At 62.5% G+C, this 21,876-nt stretch carries 23 protein-coding genes and 5 tRNA genes; 8 read left to right on the forward strand and 20 right to left on the reverse strand.

The window, feature by feature from the left end; genetic code table 11:
• Nucleotides 1-325 precede the first annotated feature (325 nt).
• The 4 genes from GBB14_RS06880 to GBB14_RS06895 all read right to left on the reverse strand — a co-directional run bounded on the left by GBB14_RS06880 (nt 326) and on the right by GBB14_RS06895 (nt 1,822).
• Nucleotides 326-416, reverse strand: a tRNA-Ser gene (locus GBB14_RS06880).
• 132 nt (nt 417-548) lie between these two features.
• A complete protein-coding gene (locus GBB14_RS06885; RefSeq protein ID WP_151530398.1) occupies nt 549-746 on the reverse strand; it encodes a CsbD family protein in 198 nt (65 codons plus the stop codon).
• Nucleotides 747-840: 94 nt separating this feature from the next.
• On the reverse strand, nt 841-1,353 hold the full coding sequence (locus GBB14_RS06890; protein WP_151530397.1) for a nucleoside deaminase: 513 nt from the start codon (nt 1,351-1,353) through the stop codon (nt 841-843).
• Nucleotides 1,328-1,822 (reverse strand): tRNA adenosine deaminase-associated protein, encoded by a 495-nt coding sequence (locus tag GBB14_RS06895; RefSeq protein WP_151530396.1) that lies wholly within the window; start codon nt 1,820-1,822, stop codon nt 1,328-1,330. Before GBB14_RS06895 ends, GBB14_RS06890 begins: the two co-directional genes overlap by 26 nt.
• A gap of 38 nt (nt 1,823-1,860) precedes the next feature.
• On the opposite strand from GBB14_RS06895, the gene GBB14_RS06900 reads away from it, so the two are divergent.
• Nucleotides 1,861-2,904: a prephenate dehydrogenase gene (locus GBB14_RS06900; RefSeq protein WP_151530395.1), complete on the forward strand. Its 1,044-nt coding sequence runs from the start codon at nt 1,861-1,863 to the stop codon at nt 2,902-2,904.
• A gap of 118 nt (nt 2,905-3,022) precedes the next feature.
• Here GBB14_RS06900 and GBB14_RS06905 read toward each other — a convergent pair.
• The 9 genes from GBB14_RS06905 to GBB14_RS06945 form a co-directional block, all read right to left on the reverse strand.
• Nucleotides 3,023-3,098 (reverse strand) — tRNA-Arg (locus GBB14_RS06905).
• A 180-nt stretch (nt 3,099-3,278) separates the two neighbouring features.
• Nucleotides 3,279-4,865, reverse strand: coding sequence for a DASS family sodium-coupled anion symporter (locus GBB14_RS06910; protein WP_151530394.1), 1,587 nt, complete (start codon nt 4,863-4,865; stop codon nt 3,279-3,281).
• Between the two features lie 400 nt (nt 4,866-5,265).
• A complete protein-coding gene (locus GBB14_RS06915; protein WP_151530393.1) occupies nt 5,266-5,745 on the reverse strand; it encodes a PTS glucose transporter subunit IIA in 480 nt (159 codons plus the stop codon).
• 143 nt (nt 5,746-5,888) lie between these two features.
• Nucleotides 5,889-7,481: an N-acetylglucosamine-specific PTS transporter subunit IIBC gene (nagE, locus tag GBB14_RS06920; protein ID WP_151530392.1), complete on the reverse strand. Its 1,593-nt coding sequence runs from the start codon at nt 7,479-7,481 to the stop codon at nt 5,889-5,891.
• Nucleotides 7,474-8,400 carry a PRD domain-containing protein gene (locus GBB14_RS06925; protein WP_151530391.1) on the reverse strand — a complete coding sequence of 309 codons (927 nt, stop codon included), beginning with the start codon at nt 8,398-8,400 and terminating at the stop codon, nt 7,474-7,476. Before GBB14_RS06925 ends, nagE begins: the two co-directional genes overlap by 8 nt.
• A 300-nt stretch (nt 8,401-8,700) precedes the next feature.
• The gene (locus GBB14_RS06930) at nt 8,701-9,765 is read right to left on the reverse strand and encodes a glycerophosphodiester phosphodiesterase family protein (protein WP_151530390.1); all 1,065 of its coding nucleotides are present in this window, start codon (nt 9,763-9,765) and stop codon (nt 8,701-8,703) included.
• 152 nt (nt 9,766-9,917) lie between these two features.
• Complete coding sequence (locus GBB14_RS06935; protein WP_225976629.1) at nt 9,918-11,114, reverse strand: MFS transporter; 1,197 nt, start codon at nt 11,112-11,114, stop codon at nt 9,918-9,920.
• A 216-nt stretch (nt 11,115-11,330) separates the two neighbouring features.
• Nucleotides 11,331-11,406: transfer RNA gene (locus GBB14_RS06940), tRNA-Arg, on the reverse strand.
• Between the two features lie 30 nt (nt 11,407-11,436).
• Nucleotides 11,437-11,525: transfer RNA gene (locus tag GBB14_RS06945), tRNA-Ser, on the reverse strand.
• Nucleotides 11,526-11,620: 95 nt separating this feature from the next.
• On the opposite strand from GBB14_RS06945, the gene hisC reads away from it, so the two are divergent.
• On the forward strand, nt 11,621-12,643 hold the full coding sequence (gene hisC, locus GBB14_RS06950; RefSeq protein ID WP_151530389.1) for a histidinol-phosphate transaminase: 1,023 nt from the start codon (nt 11,621-11,623) through the stop codon (nt 12,641-12,643).
• Nucleotides 12,644-12,752: 109 nt separating this feature from the next.
• On the opposite strand, the gene GBB14_RS06955 is transcribed toward hisC, so the two are convergent.
• Nucleotides 12,753-12,839 (reverse strand) — tRNA-Ser (locus GBB14_RS06955).
• Nucleotides 12,840-12,958: 119 nt separating this feature from the next.
• Between GBB14_RS06955 and GBB14_RS06960 the strand changes: the two genes are divergently transcribed.
• On the forward strand, nt 12,959-13,924 hold the full coding sequence (locus GBB14_RS06960) for an NAD(P)H-quinone oxidoreductase (RefSeq protein WP_151530415.1): 966 nt from the start codon (nt 12,959-12,961) through the stop codon (nt 13,922-13,924).
• 186 nt (nt 13,925-14,110) lie between these two features.
• Here GBB14_RS06960 and GBB14_RS06965 read toward each other — a convergent pair whose 3' ends face one another.
• Nucleotides 14,111-15,307 carry an aminotransferase class V-fold PLP-dependent enzyme gene (locus GBB14_RS06965; RefSeq protein ID WP_151530388.1) on the reverse strand — a complete coding sequence of 399 codons (1,197 nt, stop codon included), beginning with the start codon at nt 15,305-15,307 and terminating at the stop codon, nt 14,111-14,113.
• 360 nt (nt 15,308-15,667) lie between these two features.
• Here GBB14_RS06965 and GBB14_RS06970 point away from each other — a divergent pair, with 360 nt between their 5' ends.
• The 3 genes from GBB14_RS06970 to GBB14_RS06980 all read left to right on the forward strand — a co-directional run bounded on the left by GBB14_RS06970 (nt 15,668) and on the right by GBB14_RS06980 (nt 18,388).
• The gene (locus GBB14_RS06970; RefSeq protein ID WP_151530387.1) at nt 15,668-16,561 is read left to right on the forward strand and encodes an ABC transporter permease; all 894 of its coding nucleotides are present in this window, start codon (nt 15,668-15,670) and stop codon (nt 16,559-16,561) included.
• A gap of 63 nt (nt 16,562-16,624) precedes the next feature.
• Entirely contained in the window at nt 16,625-17,425 is an 801-nt protein-coding gene (locus GBB14_RS06975; RefSeq protein ID WP_151530386.1) for an ABC transporter ATP-binding protein, read from the forward strand.
• 60 nt (nt 17,426-17,485) lie between these two features.
• Complete coding sequence (locus tag GBB14_RS06980) at nt 17,486-18,388, forward strand: glycosyltransferase (protein ID WP_151530385.1); 903 nt, start codon at nt 17,486-17,488, stop codon at nt 18,386-18,388.
• Nucleotides 18,389-18,395: 7 nt separating this feature from the next.
• Here the strand turns inward: GBB14_RS06980 and GBB14_RS06985 are convergent, their stop codons facing one another.
• From GBB14_RS06985 to GBB14_RS07000, 4 genes are all read right to left on the reverse strand, one after another.
• Complete coding sequence (locus tag GBB14_RS06985) at nt 18,396-18,809, reverse strand: GtrA family protein (protein WP_151530414.1); 414 nt, start codon at nt 18,807-18,809, stop codon at nt 18,396-18,398.
• A 120-nt stretch (nt 18,810-18,929) separates the two neighbouring features.
• Nucleotides 18,930-19,973, reverse strand: coding sequence for a hypothetical protein (locus GBB14_RS06990; RefSeq protein ID WP_151530384.1), 1,044 nt, complete (start codon nt 19,971-19,973; stop codon nt 18,930-18,932).
• 45 nt (nt 19,974-20,018) lie between these two features.
• Complete coding sequence (locus GBB14_RS06995) at nt 20,019-20,468, reverse strand: hypothetical protein (RefSeq protein WP_151530383.1); 450 nt, start codon at nt 20,466-20,468, stop codon at nt 20,019-20,021.
• Between the two features lie 5 nt (nt 20,469-20,473).
• Complete coding sequence (locus tag GBB14_RS07000) at nt 20,474-20,977, reverse strand: hypothetical protein (protein WP_151530382.1); 504 nt, start codon at nt 20,975-20,977, stop codon at nt 20,474-20,476.
• 113 nt (nt 20,978-21,090) lie between these two features.
• Here GBB14_RS07000 and GBB14_RS10615 point away from each other — a divergent pair, with 113 nt between their 5' ends.
• Both GBB14_RS10615 and GBB14_RS07005 read left to right on the forward strand, forming a co-directional pair.
• The gene (locus GBB14_RS10615; RefSeq protein WP_192796172.1) at nt 21,091-21,240 is read left to right on the forward strand and encodes a hypothetical protein; all 150 of its coding nucleotides are present in this window, start codon (nt 21,091-21,093) and stop codon (nt 21,238-21,240) included.
• 43 nt (nt 21,241-21,283) lie between these two features.
• Nucleotides 21,284-21,529, forward strand: a complete 246-nt coding sequence (locus tag GBB14_RS07005; RefSeq protein WP_151530381.1) for a hypothetical protein — start codon at nt 21,284-21,286, stop codon at nt 21,527-21,529.
• A gap of 56 nt (nt 21,530-21,585) precedes the next feature.
• Here GBB14_RS07005 and GBB14_RS07010 read toward each other — a convergent pair whose 3' ends face one another.
• Nucleotides 21,586-21,792 (reverse strand): DUF2892 domain-containing protein, encoded by a 207-nt coding sequence (locus tag GBB14_RS07010; RefSeq protein ID WP_151530380.1) that lies wholly within the window; start codon nt 21,790-21,792, stop codon nt 21,586-21,588.
• Nucleotides 21,793-21,876 lie beyond the last annotated feature (84 nt).

Here is a 21,876-nt window from a genome sequence, read left to right on the forward strand (position 1 = left end):
TACGTCTAACCACAAGGGCCACCGATGCCACCAACTATTCACGCAGCAATGCGATCTAGGACGTGGATGGCCGTCGAGAACCTGGTACACGATCAGGAGAGGCACTTCGTCGCAGCTACTGGGCAGGCCCCAAGCCGTGGGCTGCCCCTACGTACGCTGCATTACATAGATTCGCGATAAAGCGAACCAATGAAGGTACTGGTGCCTGACCTTGCCTAGCGATCTGAGACGCGTGTGAGCGCGACATAGGCAAAAGCAAGGATTCTACAACTAATCCTCACATAGAAAAGTCCCCCTACCCTGAAATAACAGGTAGGGGGACAGCTGGCGGTGGCGGAGGGATTTGAACCCTCGGTAGGGGATTACCCTACACTCGCTTTCGAGGCGAGCACCTTCGGCCGCTCGGACACGCCACCGCGTAATAGGTTACGGGCGGGTGCGTAGATACACCAAATCCGCTGGCGCAGCACCGTTGTGCAGTGGCCGCGCGCAGCGGATCTAGCTGATCATCATGGCGCTACTGATTCAGTGGCGCCGGTGCGATCTTTTTAGTTCTTGAACTTACCGAAAACCTCGTTGGCCTTGTCCTTGATGGCCTCGCCGGCTTCCTCAACCTTGTCCTTGACCTCGGACTTGACCTGATCGGCCTTGCCCTCGTTCTTGACATCATCGTTGCCGGTAGCCTCGCCGAAGCCTTCCTTGGCCTTGCCTACGAGGTCGTCCTTTGCGTTTTCAAAATCAGACATAGAGTCTCCTTCCGTCGGTGAACGTTTATCAATCACCGACAATAGGTGTGAAACCCCCTCCGCGCCACGTCGGGTTGCTTTTGAGACCCAATTGTTACCCACCACTGCGTAGGTTACGGAAAAACCCCTGCATAAGCCCCTCGCATTCTTCTCGCAAGACGCCGCCAATAAGCTCCGGATGGTGCACGGTGAGCGGATCTAAAGGGATGTCATAGACGGATCCGCAGGCCCCGGTTTTGGGCTCATAGGCCCCGAAGATAATGCGCCCCACCCTGGCGCCGATGGCCGCGCCGGCGCACATGGCACAGGGCTCAAGAGTGACGACGAGGGTGCAGTCCTCGAGCCGCCAGCCATCGCCGAGCTGCTGTACGGCGGCGCGGATAGCGAGCACCTCGGCGTGGGCAGTGGGATCGGCATCGGCTTCTCGACGATTCGTTGCCCGCGCCACCTCGCGGCCCCGCGGATCGACAATCACCGCACCCACGGGTACGTCCCCGGCGGGTGTATCCGCTGCCACCGCGAGGGCGCGGCGCATGAGCGCGCGGGCCTGCTCAAGGTACTGCGGCTCGGGCAGCACGCCCTTAGGAGAGCTCGAGGCCGGTGGCATCGGCGAGTTGTTCCTCGAAACCGAGCTCTTCTGCGATCTTCATCACCGCTTCGGAGGGCCAGAGCTCATCATCGTCGAGGATCACGTCCATCACCTGCTCGGACAGGCCGACATCCTCCAAAATGGTGAAGTCGCCTTCGGCCCATGGGTCGACGTCATCGAGCTCGTCCTCGTCCAGATCAGGCAGGTCGATGCCGAGCTCATTGAGCACGTCCTCGGCAAGGTCATCGTCGAGGGCGTAGGTGGCGTCGGACAGCAGGGCGAACACTCGCGACGGAGTGGGCCGGACGATGATGAAATAATCATCCTCGCTGCACAGCAGGGCGAAGGCTGGGCCTTCCGCGCGGAGGCTGCGCACGGCGGCGATGGAGGTGTCTAGGCTTTCAAAGTCATCTTTGTAGCGCTGCACCTGCCATTGGCCGTTGTTGAGGGTAACCACCACAGAAAAGTCGACGCGATCGGCACTCATACCACGTAACCGTAGTCGTTTTGTGCCACACTTGTCGGATGATCCCGCATAACATTTCTCGTCCCGTCTGCATTCTCGGGCTCGGGCTGATTGGCGGCTCCTTGCTGCGCGATCTGCACCGCGCCGGCCACGCCTGCTTTGGCTTTAACCGCTCCCCCTCCGCCGTGTCTACGGCCCAAGATGAGGGCTATGACGTCTCCTCGCAGCTCGAGCCCACTCTTGAGCGCGCGGAACAGGAAGGCGCCTTGATTGTGTTGGCGGTGCCGATGCCGGCGATCGGCACCATGCTCGATGCCATCGCCAGCTATGCCCCGTCCTGCGGCATCACCGATGTGGTGAGTGTGAAATCGGCGGTACTCGCCGAGGTGCGCGCCCGCGGCATGGAGGGCCGCTATGTCGGCGGGCACCCCATGGCTGGGACCGCCGATTCCGGCTGGTCGGCCGCCCTCGATGACCTCTTCAAGGGGGCCGCGTGGGTGATTACCTTCGACTACGCAGCAGAGCACCCCGAGGCTGTGGATGAGGATTGGCTGCGGCTGTGGGTGGATTGCGTGCGCATGGCCAGCAAGGTGGGGGCGGAGGTGATCCCGGCGCGGAGCGATCACCACGATTCCGCGGTGGCACGCATCTCGCATGTGCCCCACCTACTCGCCGAGGCCCTCGCCGTGGTCGGCGATAATGGCGGCCCGCTCGCCCTATCGCTGGCCGCCGGCTCCTTCCGCGATGGCACCCGTGTGGCCAGCTCGGCGCCCTCGCTGGTGCGCGCCATGTGCGAGACCAACCACGAGGCGGTACTCACCGCCTTGGATGAGGCGCTGGAGTTGCTTAACGACGCCCGCACGCATCTCACCACCTCCGCGCCGAATATTGGCGAGCTAGTGGATTTCGGGTATCGCTCCCGCGTCCGCTTTGAGGCGCGCAGCAATTCCTCCCCGAATAACTCCACGCAGATTAGTTCCCGCCCAGTGCTGCGCGTCCAGCCGGGTAGCGCCGCTTGGGTGCAGCAGCTCATTCATGCCGAAAACCTCGGTGCCCGCATCGAGCTGCTCGAGGCCCCCGCACCGCTGCCGAGCGAGGACTAGCGGCCATGGCGGGGCCCATAGGACACTGTGGGCCCGCCGGGCCCGCGATGCGCTCACCCGCGACCGCCCTGAAACGCCAGAAAACCCAGTCCATCAAGTGGATGAACTGGGTTTCCGTTGGTGCGCCCGAAGGGATTCGAACCCCTAACCTTCTGATCCGTAGTCAGATGCTCTATCCGTTGAGCTACGGGCGCAATCCACGTCACAGAGATTTCTCTCGGTGCTGTGCAACGAGAAAATACATTACACTCCCAGCAAAGAAACCGGCAAGTTACCTGCTCATGAGGCTTTTTGCCGGTTTCTTTCTGGCTAATGGGCGCGCTGCACGGGGCATCCAACGCTGTGCAGCCGCAGCCGTGGACTATCCCCGCTAGCTAGGGCAGCACGAGGTTGAACACGGGCACCGCGAGGAGATACACGGTGGCGGTGATCAGGAAGAGACCAATGATGTTCAGCCCGATACCACCCTTGACCATCTCGCCGATGCGCACATAGCCGGAACCGAAGGCGATAGCGTTCGGCGGGGTCGCCACCGGCAGCATGAAGGCACAGGTGGCGGCCAGTGCCACCGGGATGGTGAGCAGCAGGACGTTCTCTTCGCCGCCGAGGCTGGTGAGGCCGATACCCACGGCCACACCGCCCAGGATGGGCAGGAAGGCCGCAGCGGTAGCGGTGTTCGAGGTGAACTCGGTGAGGATGAGCACCACGGCGGCAATGACGAAGATGAACAGGATGGTGGGCAGCACATCGAGGCCGCGGGCGAGCTCACCAATCCACAGCGACAGTCCGGAGACGGAGAACATCTTGGACAGTGCGAGGCCACCGCCGAAGAGCAGCAGCACATCCCAGGGGAGTTCCTTGGCGGTCTCCCAGTCGATGAGGCGCACGCCGGTTTTTGCATTGGCGGGGATGATGAACAGTAGAAGCGCTGCGGTCATGCCGATGGCGGCGTCGGCAATGTTGAGCGCGGAGCCGCTGATGCGGATGATGATGGGGATGAAGATCCAGGACAGGGCGGTCAGCAGGAAGATCAGGCCCACATACTTTTCGCCGCGGCACATCGGGCCCATGGCTTTGATCTCGTCACGGATCAGCTCACGCCCGCCGGGAATGTCCTTGATCTCCGGCTTGAACACGCTGATGAGCACGAACCAAGCGATGGCCGAGAACACGGCGGCCAGCGGCACGCCGACCATCATCCACTGCCCGAAGCCGATGTGCACGTCGTGGTTATCGGACATGTAGCCGACCAGCAGAGCGTTCGGCGGGGTGCCGATGATGGTGCCCAAGGAACCAATCGAAGCCGAGTAGGCGATGGCGAGCATCAGCGCCGTCGCGAACTTCTTCTGCTTGTCTTGGCCGCCGACCTGTTCGGCGGTAAGCGCCAGCACGGATACACCGATGGGCAACATCACCACGGCGGTGGCGGTATTGGACACCCACATGGAGAGGAAGCCGGTGGCGATCATGAAGCCGGCGATGAGCTGCTTGGGCTTGGTGCCCACCAGCAGCACCACGCTGAGCGCGAGGCGCCGGTGCAAATTCCAGCGCTGCATGCCGAGCGCCAGGATGAATCCACCCATAAACAGGAAGATGGTGGGGTTGCCGTATTGGCCGGAGACATCACCGAAGTCCACCAGCTGCGCCAGGGGGAACAGCGCGAGCGGCACCAAAGCGGTGGCGGCCAGCGGGATGGCTTCCGTCATCCACCATGCACCCATGAGCACGGCACCAGCAGCGGTCGTGCGGAGCGCCTGGTAGGTGTAGGGCTCCTCGGTGTCCGGATAGGCCTTGTTCACGGTATCGGCCGCGGATTCCGGGAAGAGATAATAAACGATTAGCGCAAGCACGACGCCCAAAATGAGGCCGAAGGCCTGGCGGCGCCATGCTGAGGCGGGGGGAGCCTCGGCGTCGGCTGCCGGTGCGTGGGCGCTCGACTCGTGAGTAACTGGGGTAGACACAGCGGTACCAGCTTTCCATGTGTGAGTGAAGAAAAACGGGCGTGAAGCCGCTCGCCAACACCTCATGGGCTCTCTGCGGTGATGTCCGTCCTCGCACTTCCCCATGTCAATGGGGCCGAGGGCGGCGCAAGGCAGCTTCTATGAAGCATTTTCTGCGAAAGGAAATACTTACCCTACTTAGAGTAGTTCTCAAGAGGGTTGTTATGAGTTATTTCGCCCGAAATGCCCACAGAACCTGAGAGGATTACCCCTAAAAGGATGGGTACTGTCCGTATGTCACCTGCTGTGAATGTCAGACGGTTCATTAAAGAAAAAGGGCCGGCCGCCGCTGCTGCATAGCGCAGGCGACGTCCGGCCCCATCCTCCACTGGAGGTGGCACGGGCGCGCGGGGACCATGCCCTAGTTCATGGACACCTCGCAGGCCACATCGGCCGGGGTGGCGGCCTGTGCCGTGTGTACCTCTGCGTCCTTGACTTGCTTCTTGTTAGTGAACACCACGGGGATGATCGTGGAGAGGCCTTCCTTCTCGATCTCGCTAAAGTCCACCCGCACGATCGGGGTTCCTTGGCTCACGCTCTGGCCCTTTTCCACGAGGCGCTCGAAGCCGCGGCCCTTCATGTTCACGGTGTCAATGCCCACGTGCACGAGCACTTCGAGGCCCTTATCGCTCTTGAGGGCGAAGGCGTGGCCGGTGGGAAAGACCGTCACGAGGGTGCCGTCGATAGGTGCGGTTACCTCGAGTACTCCGCCGACGGGCTTGAGCGCGAATCCTTGACCCATCATGCCATCAGCGAATACGGGGTCATCTACCTCGGACATGGCGCATACCTCACCCTCGCAGGGAGCGTGGACCTTGGTTTTCTTGCCGAATCCGAACATTGTTTCTCCTTTTATTCTTCTACTCGTCCTGTGCGGGAACACGGCCCCGCACGTCACGAGCGAGTCTAATCCCGTGGTGAGGCCACGGCACACACCGCGGCCTCACTCATCCCATGACCTGCTGCGCAGGTGACATGGACAGGTTATTCCTCAGCTTCCCCGGTGGCGCTGACGCTGCTCGGGGTTTGGCGCACTACTTCGTCGTAGACGAACTGCACCTGGGGGCCGATGATGATCTGCACCGAGTTCTTGGAGGGCTTGATCACACCGAGTACCTTGTTCTGCGGCAGCTTGGGCTCGTCGAACTTGCTGCCATCTTTGACCACCACGCGCAGGCGGGTGGCGCAGTAATCGAGGGAGTCGATGTTCTCAGCCCCACCGAGAGCGGTGATGATCTTCGCGGCGGTGGCACGGGTGTCATCATCGCCAGCGTCCTCGTCTTCGTCGCTGTCTACCTCGGCGTCCTTACCGCGGCCCGGGGTGGACATGTTGAAGGCGCCGATGAGGAAGTAGAAGATCACGAAGTACAGAGCGAAGTAGACCACGCCGAGTAGCAGCAGCATCCACCACTGGTTTGCCAGCGGGTTGCGGGCAGAGAGCACCATGTCCACGAAACCGGCGGAGAAGCCGAAGCCTGCGGTCCAGTGGAAGGTAGCGGCAATCGCCAGGGAGATACCGGTGAGCAGGGCGTGCACCACGTAGAGCACCGGGGCGACGAACATGAAGGAGAACTCGAGCGGCTCGGTCACACCGGTGAAGAAGGCGGCCAGGGCGCCAGCCAGCATCAGCGAGCCGATAACCTTGCGGCGCTTGCTCTCGGCGCGCAGGTAGATGGCCAGTGCGGCACCGGGCAGACCGAACATCATGATCGGGAAGAAGCCGGCCTGGTATTGGCCGATCACGCCCACGACCTCACAGGTGCTGCCGTCCCAGATACCGGGGCAGGTGGCGGCGTCGGTGGCTGCAGAAGCGTCCGCGATGGTGGATGCGCCACCCTGGAACTTGCCGATGTCATTAATGCCGATCACATCGAACCAGAAGATGGAGTTCAGCGCGTGGTGCAGACCGGTGGGAATGAGCAGACGGTTGAAGAAGCCGTACACGCCCGCGCCGCCGGCGCCGAGGCCCTGAATCCAGGTACCGAAGTTGAAGAGCACTCCGTAGATCACCGGCCACACGAAGTAGAAGATGCCGGAGAGAATGATCGAGAAGAAGGAGGTGAGAATCGGCACCAGGCGACGGCCAGAGAAGAAGGCCAGGAAGTCGGGCAGCTTCACCCCGCTGAATCGGTTGTACACCCAGGCGGCTAGCACACCGATGACGATGCCGAAGAGCACGTTCTTGCTGCCCACGGCAGCCCAGCCCTCAGCAGCCCAGTCGCGGGCGGCCTGGCCGGTGAGTTCCTCGGGATCGCCGATGCCACGGTAGCCGGCCACGGCGTCCTCGCCCAGCAGCTTCGTGAGCGTAGCGAAGCCGATGAAGCCGGAGAGCGCCGCAGCACCATTGGAGTCCTTGGCCAAGCCAAAAGCAATAGCGATGGCGAAGATCAGGCCCAGGTTGTCCAGAATGGCACTACCGGAGGAGATGAGGATGGAGGCGAAGGCGTTATCAGCGCCCCACCCGGTGGGATCGATCCAATAACCGATACCCATGAGAATTGCCGCCACTGGCAGGACGGCCACAGCGCCCATGAGGGCCTTGCCCAGACGCTGTAGTGAAGTCATTACTTTATTCATGACCTGCACTCACCCCTTCTTGTATGGAAATAGTTGTGTTTTCTTGTGCGTATCCGTGCAGATACACCGCGAGAAAAGCGGTCTCTCCGCGAAGTTTTTTATCTAAGGTGTCCGTGCCCGCAAGGTCCCGTATCACGTCCTCGGCCAGTTCCCATTCCTCCGGTAATTGCCGAGAAATAGTGCTGGCAAGGGCATTGCTGCGATAGTTCTGCTCCCGCAGTCGTGTGAGGAGATAACGGAGCCGAATAGGCAAGGAATCATCTGCTGCGTCGCGCTTATCGACGCTCACCGCACCGCCCGCGCCCGCCTCGGCGATGTGGAGCCGCCGGTGAATGAGCTGCTCCGCCCGAGAAATGGCATTGGCCGTGGCCAAGGGTTTTTTCACGGTGTCGCCAGTGCGGGCGGCGGTGAGGTGGAGGGTGATAAACGCGGCTTCATCAAGCGGCAGATCTCGGGTGTCGAGGTTGGCGTTGAGGTAGTGCACCACTACTTCCGCGGCGGAAAAGGCCTCGGGGAATACCGCTTTGATCTCGTTGACGAGGGTGTTTTCAATGAGCTCGCCACGATCGACGCGTTCAACTGCTGCCGAGAGATGCTCGGTGAGAATCACATAGATTGAGGGATGCAATTCCCCCAGCACATCCACGGCTAAGTCTATGGCGGCACTAATAACAGCCAGCTGGGCGGCGTTGATACGGCCGAGGCTGGTGAGGATTTCTTCCTGCTCCGCGGTGAGCTCCACATATTCTTGCCGATTTTCTGCGGCAGTGACCTCAGCGCGAGACATGGTGTCTCCGATGGATGCGCCGAAGCCAAGTCCTTTCCCCACAATCACTTTGGACTGGGGGGCTGGGCCCTCGGAATCGCGCACCACCACGGCGTTATTGCTCAGCACACGAGCTATACGAAGCTCTGTCATGCTTGCTCACCTCCGGTGTGTCAAGGGGATCAACTCCCACGTCGTGAATCTCACCGATCCAGCAGCAGTGGCTGGTCGGCGGTGATCGTCACTATGGGAGTATCCAGTGCGCGGTGATGCCTGATCGAATCAGTGACACCCGAGGGCTGTGATACATCCCAAAGTGTATCTGGTTATAACGTCAGATGAGTATGGAATGTGGACAAAGACACAACGAGGCATCCGCACATGTGGGGGTAGCGATAAGGAAACCCCTGCGCACCAGCGGCAACAGGGGTGTGGGTAAAAGATGTGGGGCTCTTAGTTGTGCTGCGGCTTCCAGCCATAATCTTGAGCCACCTGCACCAATAGCGTGGGATAGTCGGTGATGATCCCATCTACCCCAGCCTCGATCTGATCGCGCATCGTGGGCTCATCGTTAACCGTCCACGGGATCACCTTCAGTCCCAGGTCATGGGCGCGCTTCACATACTCGGCGGTGGCCACGGGGTGGTAGTCTTCGTCCCCAGCCGTGGCCCCATAGGGCACCGCATAACCCGGGCTCACCACATCGGCCCCGAGCTGCTGCACCGCGGCCAGCACATCGCCGTCTGTGTCCTCGTAGCTCACCGATCCCAGCCAGGGGGAGTTCTCGGTCCAGGTGGTCTCATCGTAGAGCGCCACCGTGGGCACTTCGGGGGCGATATCCTGCACGATCTCGAGGCTGGACCAGTCAAAACTCTGAATGGTGATCTTCTCTCGCAGCCCTGTCTCATCAGCGGCGGCGAGAATAGCGTCCACGAACTCCCGTGGCGGGGCGGACTCGGCGGGATTCTCGGCCTCGATCTTGGTCTCGATATTGTAGCTGACCTCGGGGTTCTTCTCCTTGGCTAGCGCGAATACCTCGGAGAGCTGGGCGATCCTATTGTCCGTGGCCGGGGTGGCGTCTGGGAAATCCTCCAGCGTCTTATCGCAGCGTAGCGTCTCGAGCTGGGCGTAGCTGAGCTCGTGGACAAGCGCGCCCACATAGGGAAAGCGCTCATCGTCGGCGGTGGCAGGGGCGGTATCGGCGCACTTTGTGTCCTCGATGCGCGGATCGTGCCACACCATGGGCACCCCGTCGGCGCTCATCACGATGTCCAGCTCGAGGGTATCCACCCCGAGATCAAGGGCGTGGGAAAACGCCGTGAGGGATTCCTCGGTGTGTTCTCCCCTACCGCCGCGATGCGCCTGCACATCGAGGCCGGCGGCATCCACCGTGGCGGTCTCGGAAGGGGTGGTATCGGCGGTGGATTCGGAGCCGGAGCGGTCCGAGGAGCCGGAGGAGCATCCAGCAAGTAGCAGCGATCCGGCGGCAAGCACGCAGAGACTCTGGCGTAGTGTCATCTCATCTCCTTAGAGGTTGTTCACTCACGATCAGGCGGGACCTGGCTGGAGGGAGGCGTCGATAAGCACAGCACTACCCCGCACTCACCGCCCACTCTAAGGCGAAGATGTTCCCCTTCGCGCGCTAACCTACGATTACGTACCCACGCTCGCTACCCCCGCCCAGCGCCATAGACTCGGCGCGAGGCCCACACGGCGAGCAGGAGCAGCACCACCGCCACTGCAGCGCCGAAGCCGAGCATCTGCGGATACCCGAAACGGCCCGAGAGCGCTGTCAGCACCGCGGGGAAAATCATGCCGGTATAGGTGAGCGAGTAGTACACGCCGGAGAGACTTCCCAGCTCATTGGGTGCGGCGACCTCGATCGTCTCAGACAGGCCGGTGTACATGCAGGAGCCATAGGAGATACCCAGCAGCACGCAGGCACAGGTGACCCACACCAAGCTCAGGTGCTCCACCACATACACCGCGGTGCTCATCGACAGCACCACGGCGCCCAAGCTGAGCGCGGGGCGCAAGTGGGCCGGCACCAGCGGCATGCCGCGCTGCACCACGAAGCCGGTGATGAGCACGATGGTGATGAACATGCCGGTCAGAGCAATGGGATGCTCCATCTCAGGTTGGAAGCGCTGCGGCAGAATGGCGTTGCCCACAAAGGCGGTGCCGAATACCCAGGGCGCCACGGCCGCGGCGAGGAAGATGAAGCGGAAGCTGAACACGGCGCGCAGGGGAAATATGCCGCTGCGGCCATAATTGCCGAGTCCAAGACGCGGGGATTGGCGGGTTTCCTGCACCCCGAAGAGCAGCGGCTGGAAGGCGAGAGTGAGCAGGATATGAAAGACGAAGGGCAGCTGCCCCGGCAGCGGCGCCCACTGCCCGATCAACCCAGAGGCGCCCGCGCCCAGGCCGAAGCCGGCGCTGAGCGACATCGCCACGCGCATCGCCCCCGAGGAGGGCGCGGCGCTGGGATCGAAGCGCGGAGAGGAGAGCTCTTTGATCCAGCTGCCACCCGCGGTCATGGCCATGCCCACGGCAGTACCAGCGCAGAAACGCCCGAGCCCCATGAGCCAGGCGGTGTGCTCGCCGCTGGCAATGAGCGCAGAACCCAGCAGCGCCACGATGGGGGCGGGCAGCATCAACGCCCGCCGACCATAGCGATCCGAGAGTGAGCCGGTGGCCAACAGCCCAATCGCCACGCCGATGGCGTAATACACCAGCATGAGGTCCACGACCACGGCGGCCAGCACACCCTGCCCGCGGTAGTACACCAGCATCGGCGTGAAGCCATTTCCTCCCCACGCCACCCCGAACACGGGAAGCGCGACCCGAAGCCACTGCTTATCCTTCATGATTGTGAACTGTATTACATGCATGGCTGTTGTGGGGGCGAGTTCGGGGAGCGTATCGACGCTCAGAGCCAGGCGCTCAACCCCGACGGCGCTAAGCACAACGGGCGGGCTTTCCATGGACATCGCCTGCTGTGGGGCGCGGGATCCCTGGCGGTGGAACAGAGCCCACACATGCGATAACCCCAGCTCATCATGGCGATGAACTGGGGTTATCTGTGGTGCGCCCGAAGGGATTCGAACCCCTAACCTTCTGATCCGTAGTCAGATGCTCTATCCGTTGAGCTACGGGCGCATTCTCACACCCTCCGAAGAGAGGTGAGAGCGGAGACGAGAGGATTTGAACCTCCGGCCCTCCGTTAAGAGGGCAACTCATTAGCAGTGAGCCCCATTCGGCCGCTCTGGCACGTCTCCACGCGCATACGCAATGCGCTCAGGCCATAATAGCAATCATTTGTGGGGGCGCAAAAACCGTGGGTGAGAGGCGACGAGTGCTAGTGTTAGGCACCATGATTCGCCCTGATCTTGCTTCTTTGCCGACCTATGTTCCGGGCAAGCGCAACCCGCACGCCCTCAAGCTATCCAGTAATGAAGTGGCGAGTGGCCCGCTGCCGGCCGTGCTCACCGCCATGGAGCAGGCCACCTCCCAGGCGAACCGCTATCCAGACATGGCAGCACTGGATATCCGAGAGCAGCTCGCCGCTCACCTCGGCCTGACGGTAGATCAGGTGGCCGTGGGCTGCGGCTCCTCCGCGCTGTGCCAGCAGCTGGTGCAGATCGCCTGCGATCGCGGCGAAGAGGTGGTGTTCCCGTGGCGCTCCTTCGAGGCCTATCCCATCTTCGCCCAGGTGGCCAACGCCACCGGCGTGCCGGTGCCGCTGACTGAGGATCATCGCCTCGACCTGCCCACCATGGCTGCGGCAATCACCGACGCCACCCGCCTGGTATTCGTGTGCAATCCGAATAACCCCACCGGCACCACTATCACCGCCGCCGAGTTTGCTGAGTTCATGCAGGCCGTGCCGCGGGATGTGATCGTGGCCCTCGATGAGGCCTACTTCGAGTACATGCGCGCCACAGACACCCCCATCGGGCACACGGCGATCCACGAGTACCCGAACCTCGTCGCCCTGCGCACCTTCTCGAAGGCCTATGGCTTGGCCGCCATGCGCATTGGTTATGCCTTCGGCGCCCCTGAGATCATCGAGGCGCTGAACAAGGTGGCCATTCCCTTCGGCGTGAATGCCGTGGCCCAGGCCGCCGCGAGTGCCTCGTTGGCCGAGTCCGCGCAGCTGCTGCAGCGCACCGATGAGGTGGTGGAGCAGCGGCAGCGGGTGTGCCAAGAGCTGCAGGCGGTGCCCTCCGAGGCGAACTTTGTGTGGGTTCCGCGCGCTGATGCGCTCGAGGTGGCGTCGGCACTAGCAGATAAGGATGTGCTGGTGCGCGCCTTCCCAGAGGGGCTGCGCGTGACCGTGACCAACGCCGCGGAGATGGATCGTCTGCTGAGCGTGTGGCGGGAGCTGGGACTCTAGCTTCCTAGGCCGCTTAGGCCGCTGCGCCGCCCCCATGGCGCAGCCTGTACCAGCAAAAAAATGTAGCGCGGCACTGAAAATAACCAGTGTCGCGCTACATCTATATATGCGGAGGCGGAGGGATTTGAACCCCCGGACCGTTTCACGGGTCGCTCGCTTTCAAGGCGAGTGCATTCGGCCGCTCTGCCACGCCTCCCTGCCTGCGTGGACCGCACTCGCAGGGGCGGGTGGGCCACAGACTCCAGTCATCCTAGCCGATTCGCCCCGCGTTCACCTACTGTGGAGGCTATGACTGAACACACAAAGAACGACACAATGAAAGCTATCACTCTCGTTGAATCCGATAACCCCAAGCGCCCGGATCTGGTGTGGGATGAGGTAGAGCGCCCCAGCCTCGCCGCGGGCGAAGTGTTGGTGGAGGTCAAGGCCGCGGGCGTCAATCGTGCCGATCTGGCGCAGCGCGCTGGCGCCTATCCGCCGCCGGAGGGTGCCTCCGAGATCCTCGGCCTCGAGATTGCGGGCGTGGTGGCCGATCCGGGCGATAGCGACTACGCAGTGGGCGATAAGGTGTGTGCCCTGCTCGCGGGCGGCGGCTATGCCGAATACGCCGCGGTGCCGGCGGGCCAGCTGCTGCCCGTCCCTGACGGCTGGAGCTTCACCGAGGCCGCGTCCATCGTGGAGGTAGCCACCACGGTGTGGTCCAATATTGTGATGACCGCCCACCTAGAGAAGGGCCAAACGCTGCTGGTGCATGGCGGTGGCGGCGGCATCGGCACCTTCGCTATTCAGCTCGGCAAAGCCTTGGGCTGCACGGTGGCGGGTACGGCCGGTTCCGCCGAGAAGGTGGAGCTGATGACTCAGCTGGGCGCCGATGTGGCTATTAACTATAAGGAGCAGGACTTCGCCGAGGTCATGCGCAATAAGTGCAATGTGATCCTCGATGTGGTCGGCGGCTCCTACTTGGATTCCAATGTGAAGGCGCTGGCCATGGATGGCACGGTGACCATCATTGGTTTGATCGGTGGCCCCAAGGGCGAGCTGAATGTGGGCCGGCTGCTCTCGAAGCGCGGCACTCTCGCCGCCACCACCCTGCGTAATCGTTCCATCGAGGACAAGGCAGAGATCGTGCGCCAAACCCAGCAGGGTGTGTGGCCGCTGCTGGAATCCGGCGAGATCAGCCACCAGATCTCCACCGTGCTGCCGATTACTGAGGCCGCGGAGGCGCACCGAATCATGGCCAAGGGCGAGATGACCGGAAAGATCATCCTCGAGATCTCCTAAGAGCACCCCTCCCCCGCCGGCGCAGCCAAAGCCCTACCCGAAGTGCACCGCGGCGGGCATGGCTGCCGCCGCATATACACAACACCGCCGCGCAGCGACGAGAAGAAACTCGGCTGCGCGGCGGTGAGTTCTGCCCTGAAGGCTTCTTATATGACGCCAGCGAGGCTGGTAACAACAGCGGCGCGGCTATGCCAGCGAGGCCAGCACCCGGGCGAGTTGGTCGATATCGTATTCGGAGTTATAGGGTGCCAACCCGATGGTCACTGCACCGCCGGCGTCGGTGACGCCCATCTCGTCCAGCAGCGGCGAGGCGGGCGGGAGCACGGTGGCAATGCCATTGGAGGCGAGCCGCTCCTGCACGGTGGCGGCAGGAACATCCGGCAGCACCACGGAGATGCGCGGAATACGATCTAGGTCCAGGGCCCCGAGGTCGGTGGCATCACCGGATACGCCCACGATATGCACCCCGTGCAGGGTAAGTGATTCGAGCAGGTGATGATACACCTTGCTCAGGTGGCTGGACATGTCCTCGAAGGCCATTTCAAGGCGACGCCGGCGGTTACCGCTGGCGTTTTCGTTGAGGTCTGCGTAGTGGTCGATGATCGGCGGCACACCGCCGAGTAGCCCTGGGGAGACGGCGGGAAATTCCAGCGGCCGCTGCAACCGGCCCAGCATGCTTGCGGAGCGGAACACGAGGGCGGAGACATCGGGGCCGCCCATGCCGGAAATGTCCAGTACTGCGATGTCGATGCCGAGCTCATCCATAGAGCTCAAGCGATAGGGCACCACATCGCTGAGATCGGCCAGCACCCAGGCGCGGGCGCGACTGTGGGTGGCCTCGGCGATGCTGGTGATATCGTGCACCACGCCCAGCAGGCCATCGGCCGCGGGCAGCGCCACCAGGCGGGTGGCGCCCGTGACGAGCTCACTGAACTGTTCGGCGGGAATGGAGCCGAGCGTGAGATCGTATTGGGCGTAGATGGTGTTGCTGGCCTCGCGAGCAAAGGGCTCGAAGAGCGGGTCTGGACTGAGCACTACATCGGAGCGACGCAGCCGCGAGGAAATAGAGCGCGCCAGCGCGATGAGGAGGTCTTGGCGGTTGGGGCCTAGAACCACGCAGTCGGCGCGGGTACCCAAAAGGTCAGCAACGGCTCGACGTGCCGCATCCTCGGTATCCTGCGCCCCGGTGCGCCCCACACTATAGCTACGCGAATGGTGCCCAGTAGTGGGCTCGGGGCGCATCATACTGCGACTGGTGCGGAAAGCATTGGAGAGGCCGGCGTAGACCTTTTCCGGTATTTGGGTCTGCGGGGCGTTGAGATAGATCCAACCATCACTCAACGAGACGTAGAGTCCACGTACACGTGGGGCATCGAAGACCATCGTGTGTTGAACGCTCCTTTACTTCTCGTGGTACCCCGCCGGATTGCACGGCACGCCGGCCGCTGGTGTCGCTGCGTACAGCCTTACCAACGGTAGTACACAGCTTACCCACCGCCCTAAGGTTTCCTGCAAGGCAAGCATCTAGCTCACAGAATGCTCACTCTAACCCCACCGCAGTGCTTCGCTCGCCTGTCTCCTGCGTCGCAGGGACCACGTGCGTCGCACCTTGGATGCCCCAATGCAACCCCACGTCGCACCGTGCACGTCGGCGCACTGCGCCCCAGCTAGCACACCCCATGCGCGCCACCCCGCCGCCGGTCTAGTCCACTTTTAGCGGCTGAACCTATAGGGTTATTTACTGTGTCAGACAGCCAATCACGCAACTTAGAGGCCACGATCGAGCGGATTACCCGCACGGACGAGACCACGGCGCCGCCTTCGCGTTCCCAGACGTTCGCGGCCGCGTGGTCGGATTTGGTGCGGGGCGCACAGCAGCACGAGCTATGGCTACAGCTCGGCTGGCAGGACATTAAGCAGCGCTATCGCCGCTCGGTGCTGGGCCCGCTGTGGATCACGATCGCTACGGGCGTGATGGCCCTCGCTTTGGGTCTGCTCTATTCGGTTCTCTTCCGCATTCCTTTGGCGGAGTTCCTGCCGCATGTGACGGTGGGGTTGATCATGTGGAACTTCATCTCGGGCTGTATCCGCGAGGGCTCGGAGGTGTTCATCGCCAATGAGGGTTTGATTAAGCAGTTGCCCTCGGCGCTATCGGTGCATGTGTATCGCTTGGTGTGGAAGCAGACTCTGTTTTTGGCCCATAACTTGGTTATTTGGGTGATTCTGATTCTGATTTTCCCGCGCAGTTTGGGCTGGGAGCTGCTGCTGGCTATCCCCGCGATGGTGCTCTTGCTGCTCAACGGCGTGTGGGTGGCTATGTTCTTTGGCATTGTGTCCACCCGTTTCCGCGATATTTCTCCGCTGCTGGAGGCTTTGACCCAGCTGCTGTTTTATGTGACGCCGATTGTGTGGACCACCCAAACTCTGAAGGATCAGGGCGGCCAGGTTGAGGGCCGTGCCCGGCTGGCTGAGTTGAATCCGCTGTATCACTACATGGAGGTTATTCGCGCTCCCTTGATCGGCGCGCCGCTGCCGGTTTATCACTGGTGGGTGGTGCTGGGCTTCACCGCTGCCGGTCTGATTCTGGCGCTGCTGGCGATGCGCACGTGGCGCTATCGCGTCAGCTATTGGGTGTAGTGCTTTTCGCTTATCGACGCCGCCCTCCACTTTCACTTCCACATAAAGGTGCACAACGATCCCATGGTCTCTATCGATACCTACAATGCTTGCGTTGATTTCCCGATCTTCGACGCCAAAACCCGCTCGCTCAAGAAGGCGGCGCTGGGCGCTGCCGGCGGCATCATTGGCAAGAATGACTCCAATGTGGTGGTCGTGGAGGCGCTGCGCGATATCAATCTGCATCTGCAGGAGGGCGACCGCGTCGGCTTGGTAGGCCACAATGGCGCGGGTAAGTCCACGCTGCTGCGGCTGCTCTCTGGGATCTATGAGCCCACCCGTGGCTCGGCTCATGTGCGCGGCCGGGTGGCGCCCGTCTTTGATTTGGGCGTGGGCATGGATCCGGAGATCTCCGGCTACGAGAACATCATCATTCGCGGCTTGTTCTTGGGCCAGACGCGCCAGCAGATGAAAAAGAAGATGGATGAGATCGCCGATTTCACCGATCTTGGCGATTATTTGGCCATGCCGCTGCGCACCTACTCCACCGGTATGCGTATCCGCCTCGCACTGGGTGTGGTCACCTCTATCGAGCCGGAGATTCTGCTGCTGGATGAGGGCATCGGCGCGGTGGATGCGGAGTTTATGGCGAAGGCGCGCAAGCGCCTCCAGGAGTTGGTGCAGCGCTCCGGCATCTTGGTGTTTGCCTCTCACTCGAATGACTTTTTGGCCCAGCTCTGCGATACGGCACTGTGGATTGATCATGGCACGATCAAGCAGGCCGGCACGGTACCGGATGTGGTGGAGGCCTATGAGGGCAAGGGCGCGGCCGATCATGTGCGTCGCCTGCTTGCTCATATCGATGAACCCGAGGAGCACAACTAGCACGCGCGCTCGCCTCGAGCACAGCCGACGCCGCTGCTGCGGTATGAGAAGATAAAAGCTATGCCGCTGCACACTACGGATTCCATTGCCGCTGTTATCGTCACCCACCACCGCGCTGAGTTGCTGCGCCACTCGCTCGAGATTGTGGCCACCCAGACTCACCCGGTCGAGCACATCATTGTGGTCGATAATGGCGCCGAAGACGCGGTACGGCAGCTGGTAGAGGAGGTTGCCGGAGAGCGTGGCGTCTATCTGCCGAGCCGCACCAACCTTGGGGGTGCGGGCGGTTTCGCCTATGGCTTCCTCACGGCCCTTGCCCTCGGCGTGGATGCTATCTGGTGCGCGGATGATGATGGCCGCCCAGAGGATACCGAGGTGCTCGCCACCTTGGTGCGCTGCGCCGAGGCTCACGGGCTCGACGAGGTCTCCCCTGTGGTGTGCAACCTGCAGCAGCCCGATAAGCTCGCCTTCCCGCTGCGCCGCGGAGTGGAGTGGCGGCGCTACCGCTCGGAGTTGGGAGAGGAGGAGCTACTCGAGAACATCGCATCGCTGTTTAATGGGGCGCTGATGTCGCGGACCGCTACCGAGCGCATCGGTGTGCCGGATCTGCGGCTGTTCATCCGCGGCGACGAGGTGGAATATCATCGCCGCTTGGCGCGCTCGGGCCTGCGCTTCGGAACCTGCTTGCAGACGGCCTATCTGCACCCCGATGGTTCGGAGGAGTTTAAGCCGATCTTGGGCGGGCGCATGCACACCCAATACCCGGATAATGAGGGCAAGCGCTTTTTCACCTATCGCAATCGCGGCTATCTGATGAATCAGCCCGGTATGCGCAAGCTCCTACCGCAGGAATATGCCCGCTTCGGATGGTTCTTTTTGGTGCAGCGCAAGGATCCGCGTGGTTTCCTCGAGTGGTTCAAGCTGCACCAGCAGGGCCGCCGAGAGCGCTTCGAGCGCCCCTAACCAGCCGCTAGCGCACTTTGAAGATCCACAGGCGCTGCACGATGAAGTTGATCACGGTGGCGGTGCCTTGGGCGATCACGAAGGCCGCCACGGTAGACAGCCGCTCGCCCCAGCCCCAGTCATAGAAGATGTTGTAGCCCACGGCGAAGAAGCCGAGGTTCACCACTGCGGTGATGGTGTAGAGAATCGCCACCGCGCTAAAGCGCTTGGCCGAAGGCTCGGCTTGGAAGGTCCAGCGGCGGTTGATCATGTAGGCGGTGAGCGTGCCAAAGATGAATCCCACGAGACGCCCGAGGTTTTTGTCCACGCCAAAGACGATGTGCAGCAGATAGGTCAGGCCGAGGTCCACCACGGCCGATAGACCACCGGAGACGATGAACTTGAAGGCCTGCACGTGCAGCGACTTATCCTTGGACGCCATCGCGCCGGCGTCGAGGCCCTCCACGGAGGGCAGCGGTCCGGTGTATTCGGGCTTGGTCGAGTTCGCATCCACGTGGGGGATACTAGCACCCCTGGGCCTAAGTTCTGCCCCACGAGCGCTTTAGTCAGTGATGATTGCGCGCAGCAGGTCGATGCGCGCATTGTGCAGCGGCCCGCCCACCACGAGCAGATCGTTGGCGATAATCCCGAGCATCTCCAGTACCGAGAGCGTGCGCGAGGCCAGGGAGCGGATGTCATCGGTGACTAACACGGTGGAGTCGATCCCGCGGTGGCCGGCCCACACCATGCCTTGCATCACGAAGGCCTCGGTGGTGCCGCGCGGCATCCCGGCAATATAGCTGAGCAGCAGCAGCCAGGCGGCGTCGTTGCTCACCACTTCCCGCTCAACCGGCAAGGTTCGGGTTAGCTGCACCCACAGGGCCGCGGGGTCGCTGAGTGCGTGCCGGCCCGCGGCGGTGAGCCCGCCCTCGCCATCGGCTAAACCCAACGCCCGCAGCAGAGGATCGCCGGGGATGGTGTCGTGACGGTCGTGGATATAGTGCACCAGCGGTTCGAGCAGGCTGTGCCGCTCCGCTGCGGTGGCGCGCTGCCGGGTGTCCATGCCGAGCGCCACCAGCTGGGTGGCCTCCCAGAGCCCAGCGCGGTTGATTACGTCCTTCAGTGAGCTTTTCGCTCGGCTGAGCGTGGCCTCCACCCAGCGTTCGGAGTCCAGTTCACGGTTGATCACGTCCACGGAAAATTCCGGCTCGTCCAGCCGTCCTTCGCCGTCGATGCATTGCGTGTCGGAGCCGCAGATGCCGCTGAGGGTGGTGATCAGCCGCAGATTCACCGATAGGTGATCGTTGAAGCGGAAGCGGAAGCTCTCCTCGCCGAGGGAGCCCAGGGTGATGGCCTCGGCCGCCCATTGATCCAGTTCAGTGCTGGTTTTCGCGCCCGGTTTGATGGTGGCGGTGGGAGTGAAAAAGCAGTAGTCACCGGCTTCTTGCTGGTCCAGTACCACGCGCATGATGCGGGCGAAGCGATCCATGGGGATGCCGGCGGGAACACGGATGCGCCGCCACGCCCCAGAGGCGGGTTCTTCCACGTGGTAGAGCAGCGCGTAGTCGTAATCGTCGACCTCGAAGCTGGGATGGGACTGGTTCACACGGGCTAATCTAAACCAAGCCTGGCAGCCTCGCAGGGCGAGCGCCTAGCCCGCAGGCAGCGGGCGGTAGTTGGGGTCGGCGTCCTTTAATGCTTTACGACGCAACCTCGCACGCTCCATGCCGTGCCAGACCTCGATGAGATCCACCACGGCCCGCACCCGCACCCAACACTCGCGGGCGATGGGCTCGCCACTGAAGGCGTCCTCATAGGATTCCCAGTCGGGATCCGTGATCGCCGGCAGGCGCAGGTTCTTGGTGGAGGCTTTGAGCTCCTCGGCGGCGGTGCGCATGCGCTCGACGAGGGCGCTAATCGCCTCGCGGGAATCCAGCACGGCATCAACCTGCAGTAGGTCCTTTTCGCGCTCGCGACCCACGGGATAATCGCCGCCGAGGATCCAGGCGCCTGCGGTCACACCGGTGGCGGTGTCGAAGTCATCGTCCACGTGCCAGATCACGTGGTGCTGCTCATCGGGGCGGTCGGTCACTGCAAGCATGGCGCTTACTTTCCTTCCTGTGCGGCGAGCTCAGCGCGCTGCGTGGCCTCGCCGAGGGCGTAGACGGCAGCACCGAGGCCGAAGCCAATATAGGTGCGGGGTTTGGATACGCCAGCGGCGCTCAGGGCCGCGGAGGAGGCGTCGATAAGCGCGCTCTGGGCCTTGAATCCCGCCCAGAGGCCGGCGCCAGCGAGCGCGGCCTTGGTCCAAAAACCGCGGGGGCTGTCGACGGGGCGTTGATCGTCGGCATCGAGGGTGGCGCGGATCTTGGCGAGGGCCACCTCGGGGTCATTATCGGGGTTATCGTCCTGGGTGGTGGCCCACACGCTCACCCCGAAAGCGCTGGTGAAGAGCGCGGTCGTGAGCACGCCGCGGGCGAGGCGACAGGGCACATACTCCGGCATGGCCACGGACACGGCGGTGGCCACGGCGGGGGCGAGTCGACCCACGAGGGTGTCGTCGAGGGTGTAGGTGAACACGGGGGTGTCGTGGGGCTGTGGAGATGTCATAGTCGTTTAGCTTAGTCGCCACCCACGCACGCGGGTATGGACCCTTGTCGGGGCGCAGGGCAGGACATACACTACGGAGATATCCGCGTGTTCAGGGACGAGGAGGCACTGACATGGCACGTGAACTCATTGGGCTCATCAAAGTGGAAAATGGCGAGATAGACACCGATGCCGTCAACAAGGTGCTGCAGGCAGCCAGAGCCGCGCAGGAACGAAGCGCAGCAGATAAGGACAACGACGAGGGCGCCGAGGACGCCGACTAACGTCCGGTGCTGGTCGTTTGGCGCCAGCCTCTACGATGGGGGCATGGCGCTATTTGATCTGTTTAAAAAGAAGAAGCCCGTCGATCCGAAGAAGGAAACCTATATCGCGGCGGAGCATACGCAGCTGCCGCTGGATGGGTTCATGACTCGTCTCATGGCCGAGGAGTTGCCGCTGCTCGATAGCGCGGCGCGGGGACGGGTGTATGAGATTCTGCGCAACTACGACGGCCCCACCATCACCTCCCAGGAAGAACTCCCCGAGGAGATTCGCTCTCTCATGGATCTGTAGGGATCCCGTACAGAGCAGGTGGGGCCGCGCAGGGTGTGCGGCGACACTACCGCGGGCTAGGCGGCGGAGTTGACGCCGAGGAAACTGTAGAGCGGGCAGCTACCCACATAGGCCGTGGCGCCGATGCCAGCTGCGGCACCGAGCAGGCCTGCCTTGGCCCCCTTTCCCTTCACAGCGAGGCCGGCGAGAGCCAGGACGCCAGCGACCCCATAACGAACCTTGCGGTCTTCTTCACCAACGTTTTTCTTGCCATATTTACTCATAGGCCCCAGTGTAGTCCTCCCCACCCCATAAGCTACGGTTCCGTAGGGTGAAGCTGCTCACGCAGTGCAGCCTGCGTTTATAGG

The sequence above is a fragment of the Corynebacterium sp. 51B genome (assembly GCF_008930785.1).
GTDB classification, from domain to species: domain Bacteria; phylum Actinomycetota; class Actinomycetes; order Mycobacteriales; family Mycobacteriaceae; genus Corynebacterium; species Corynebacterium megadyptis.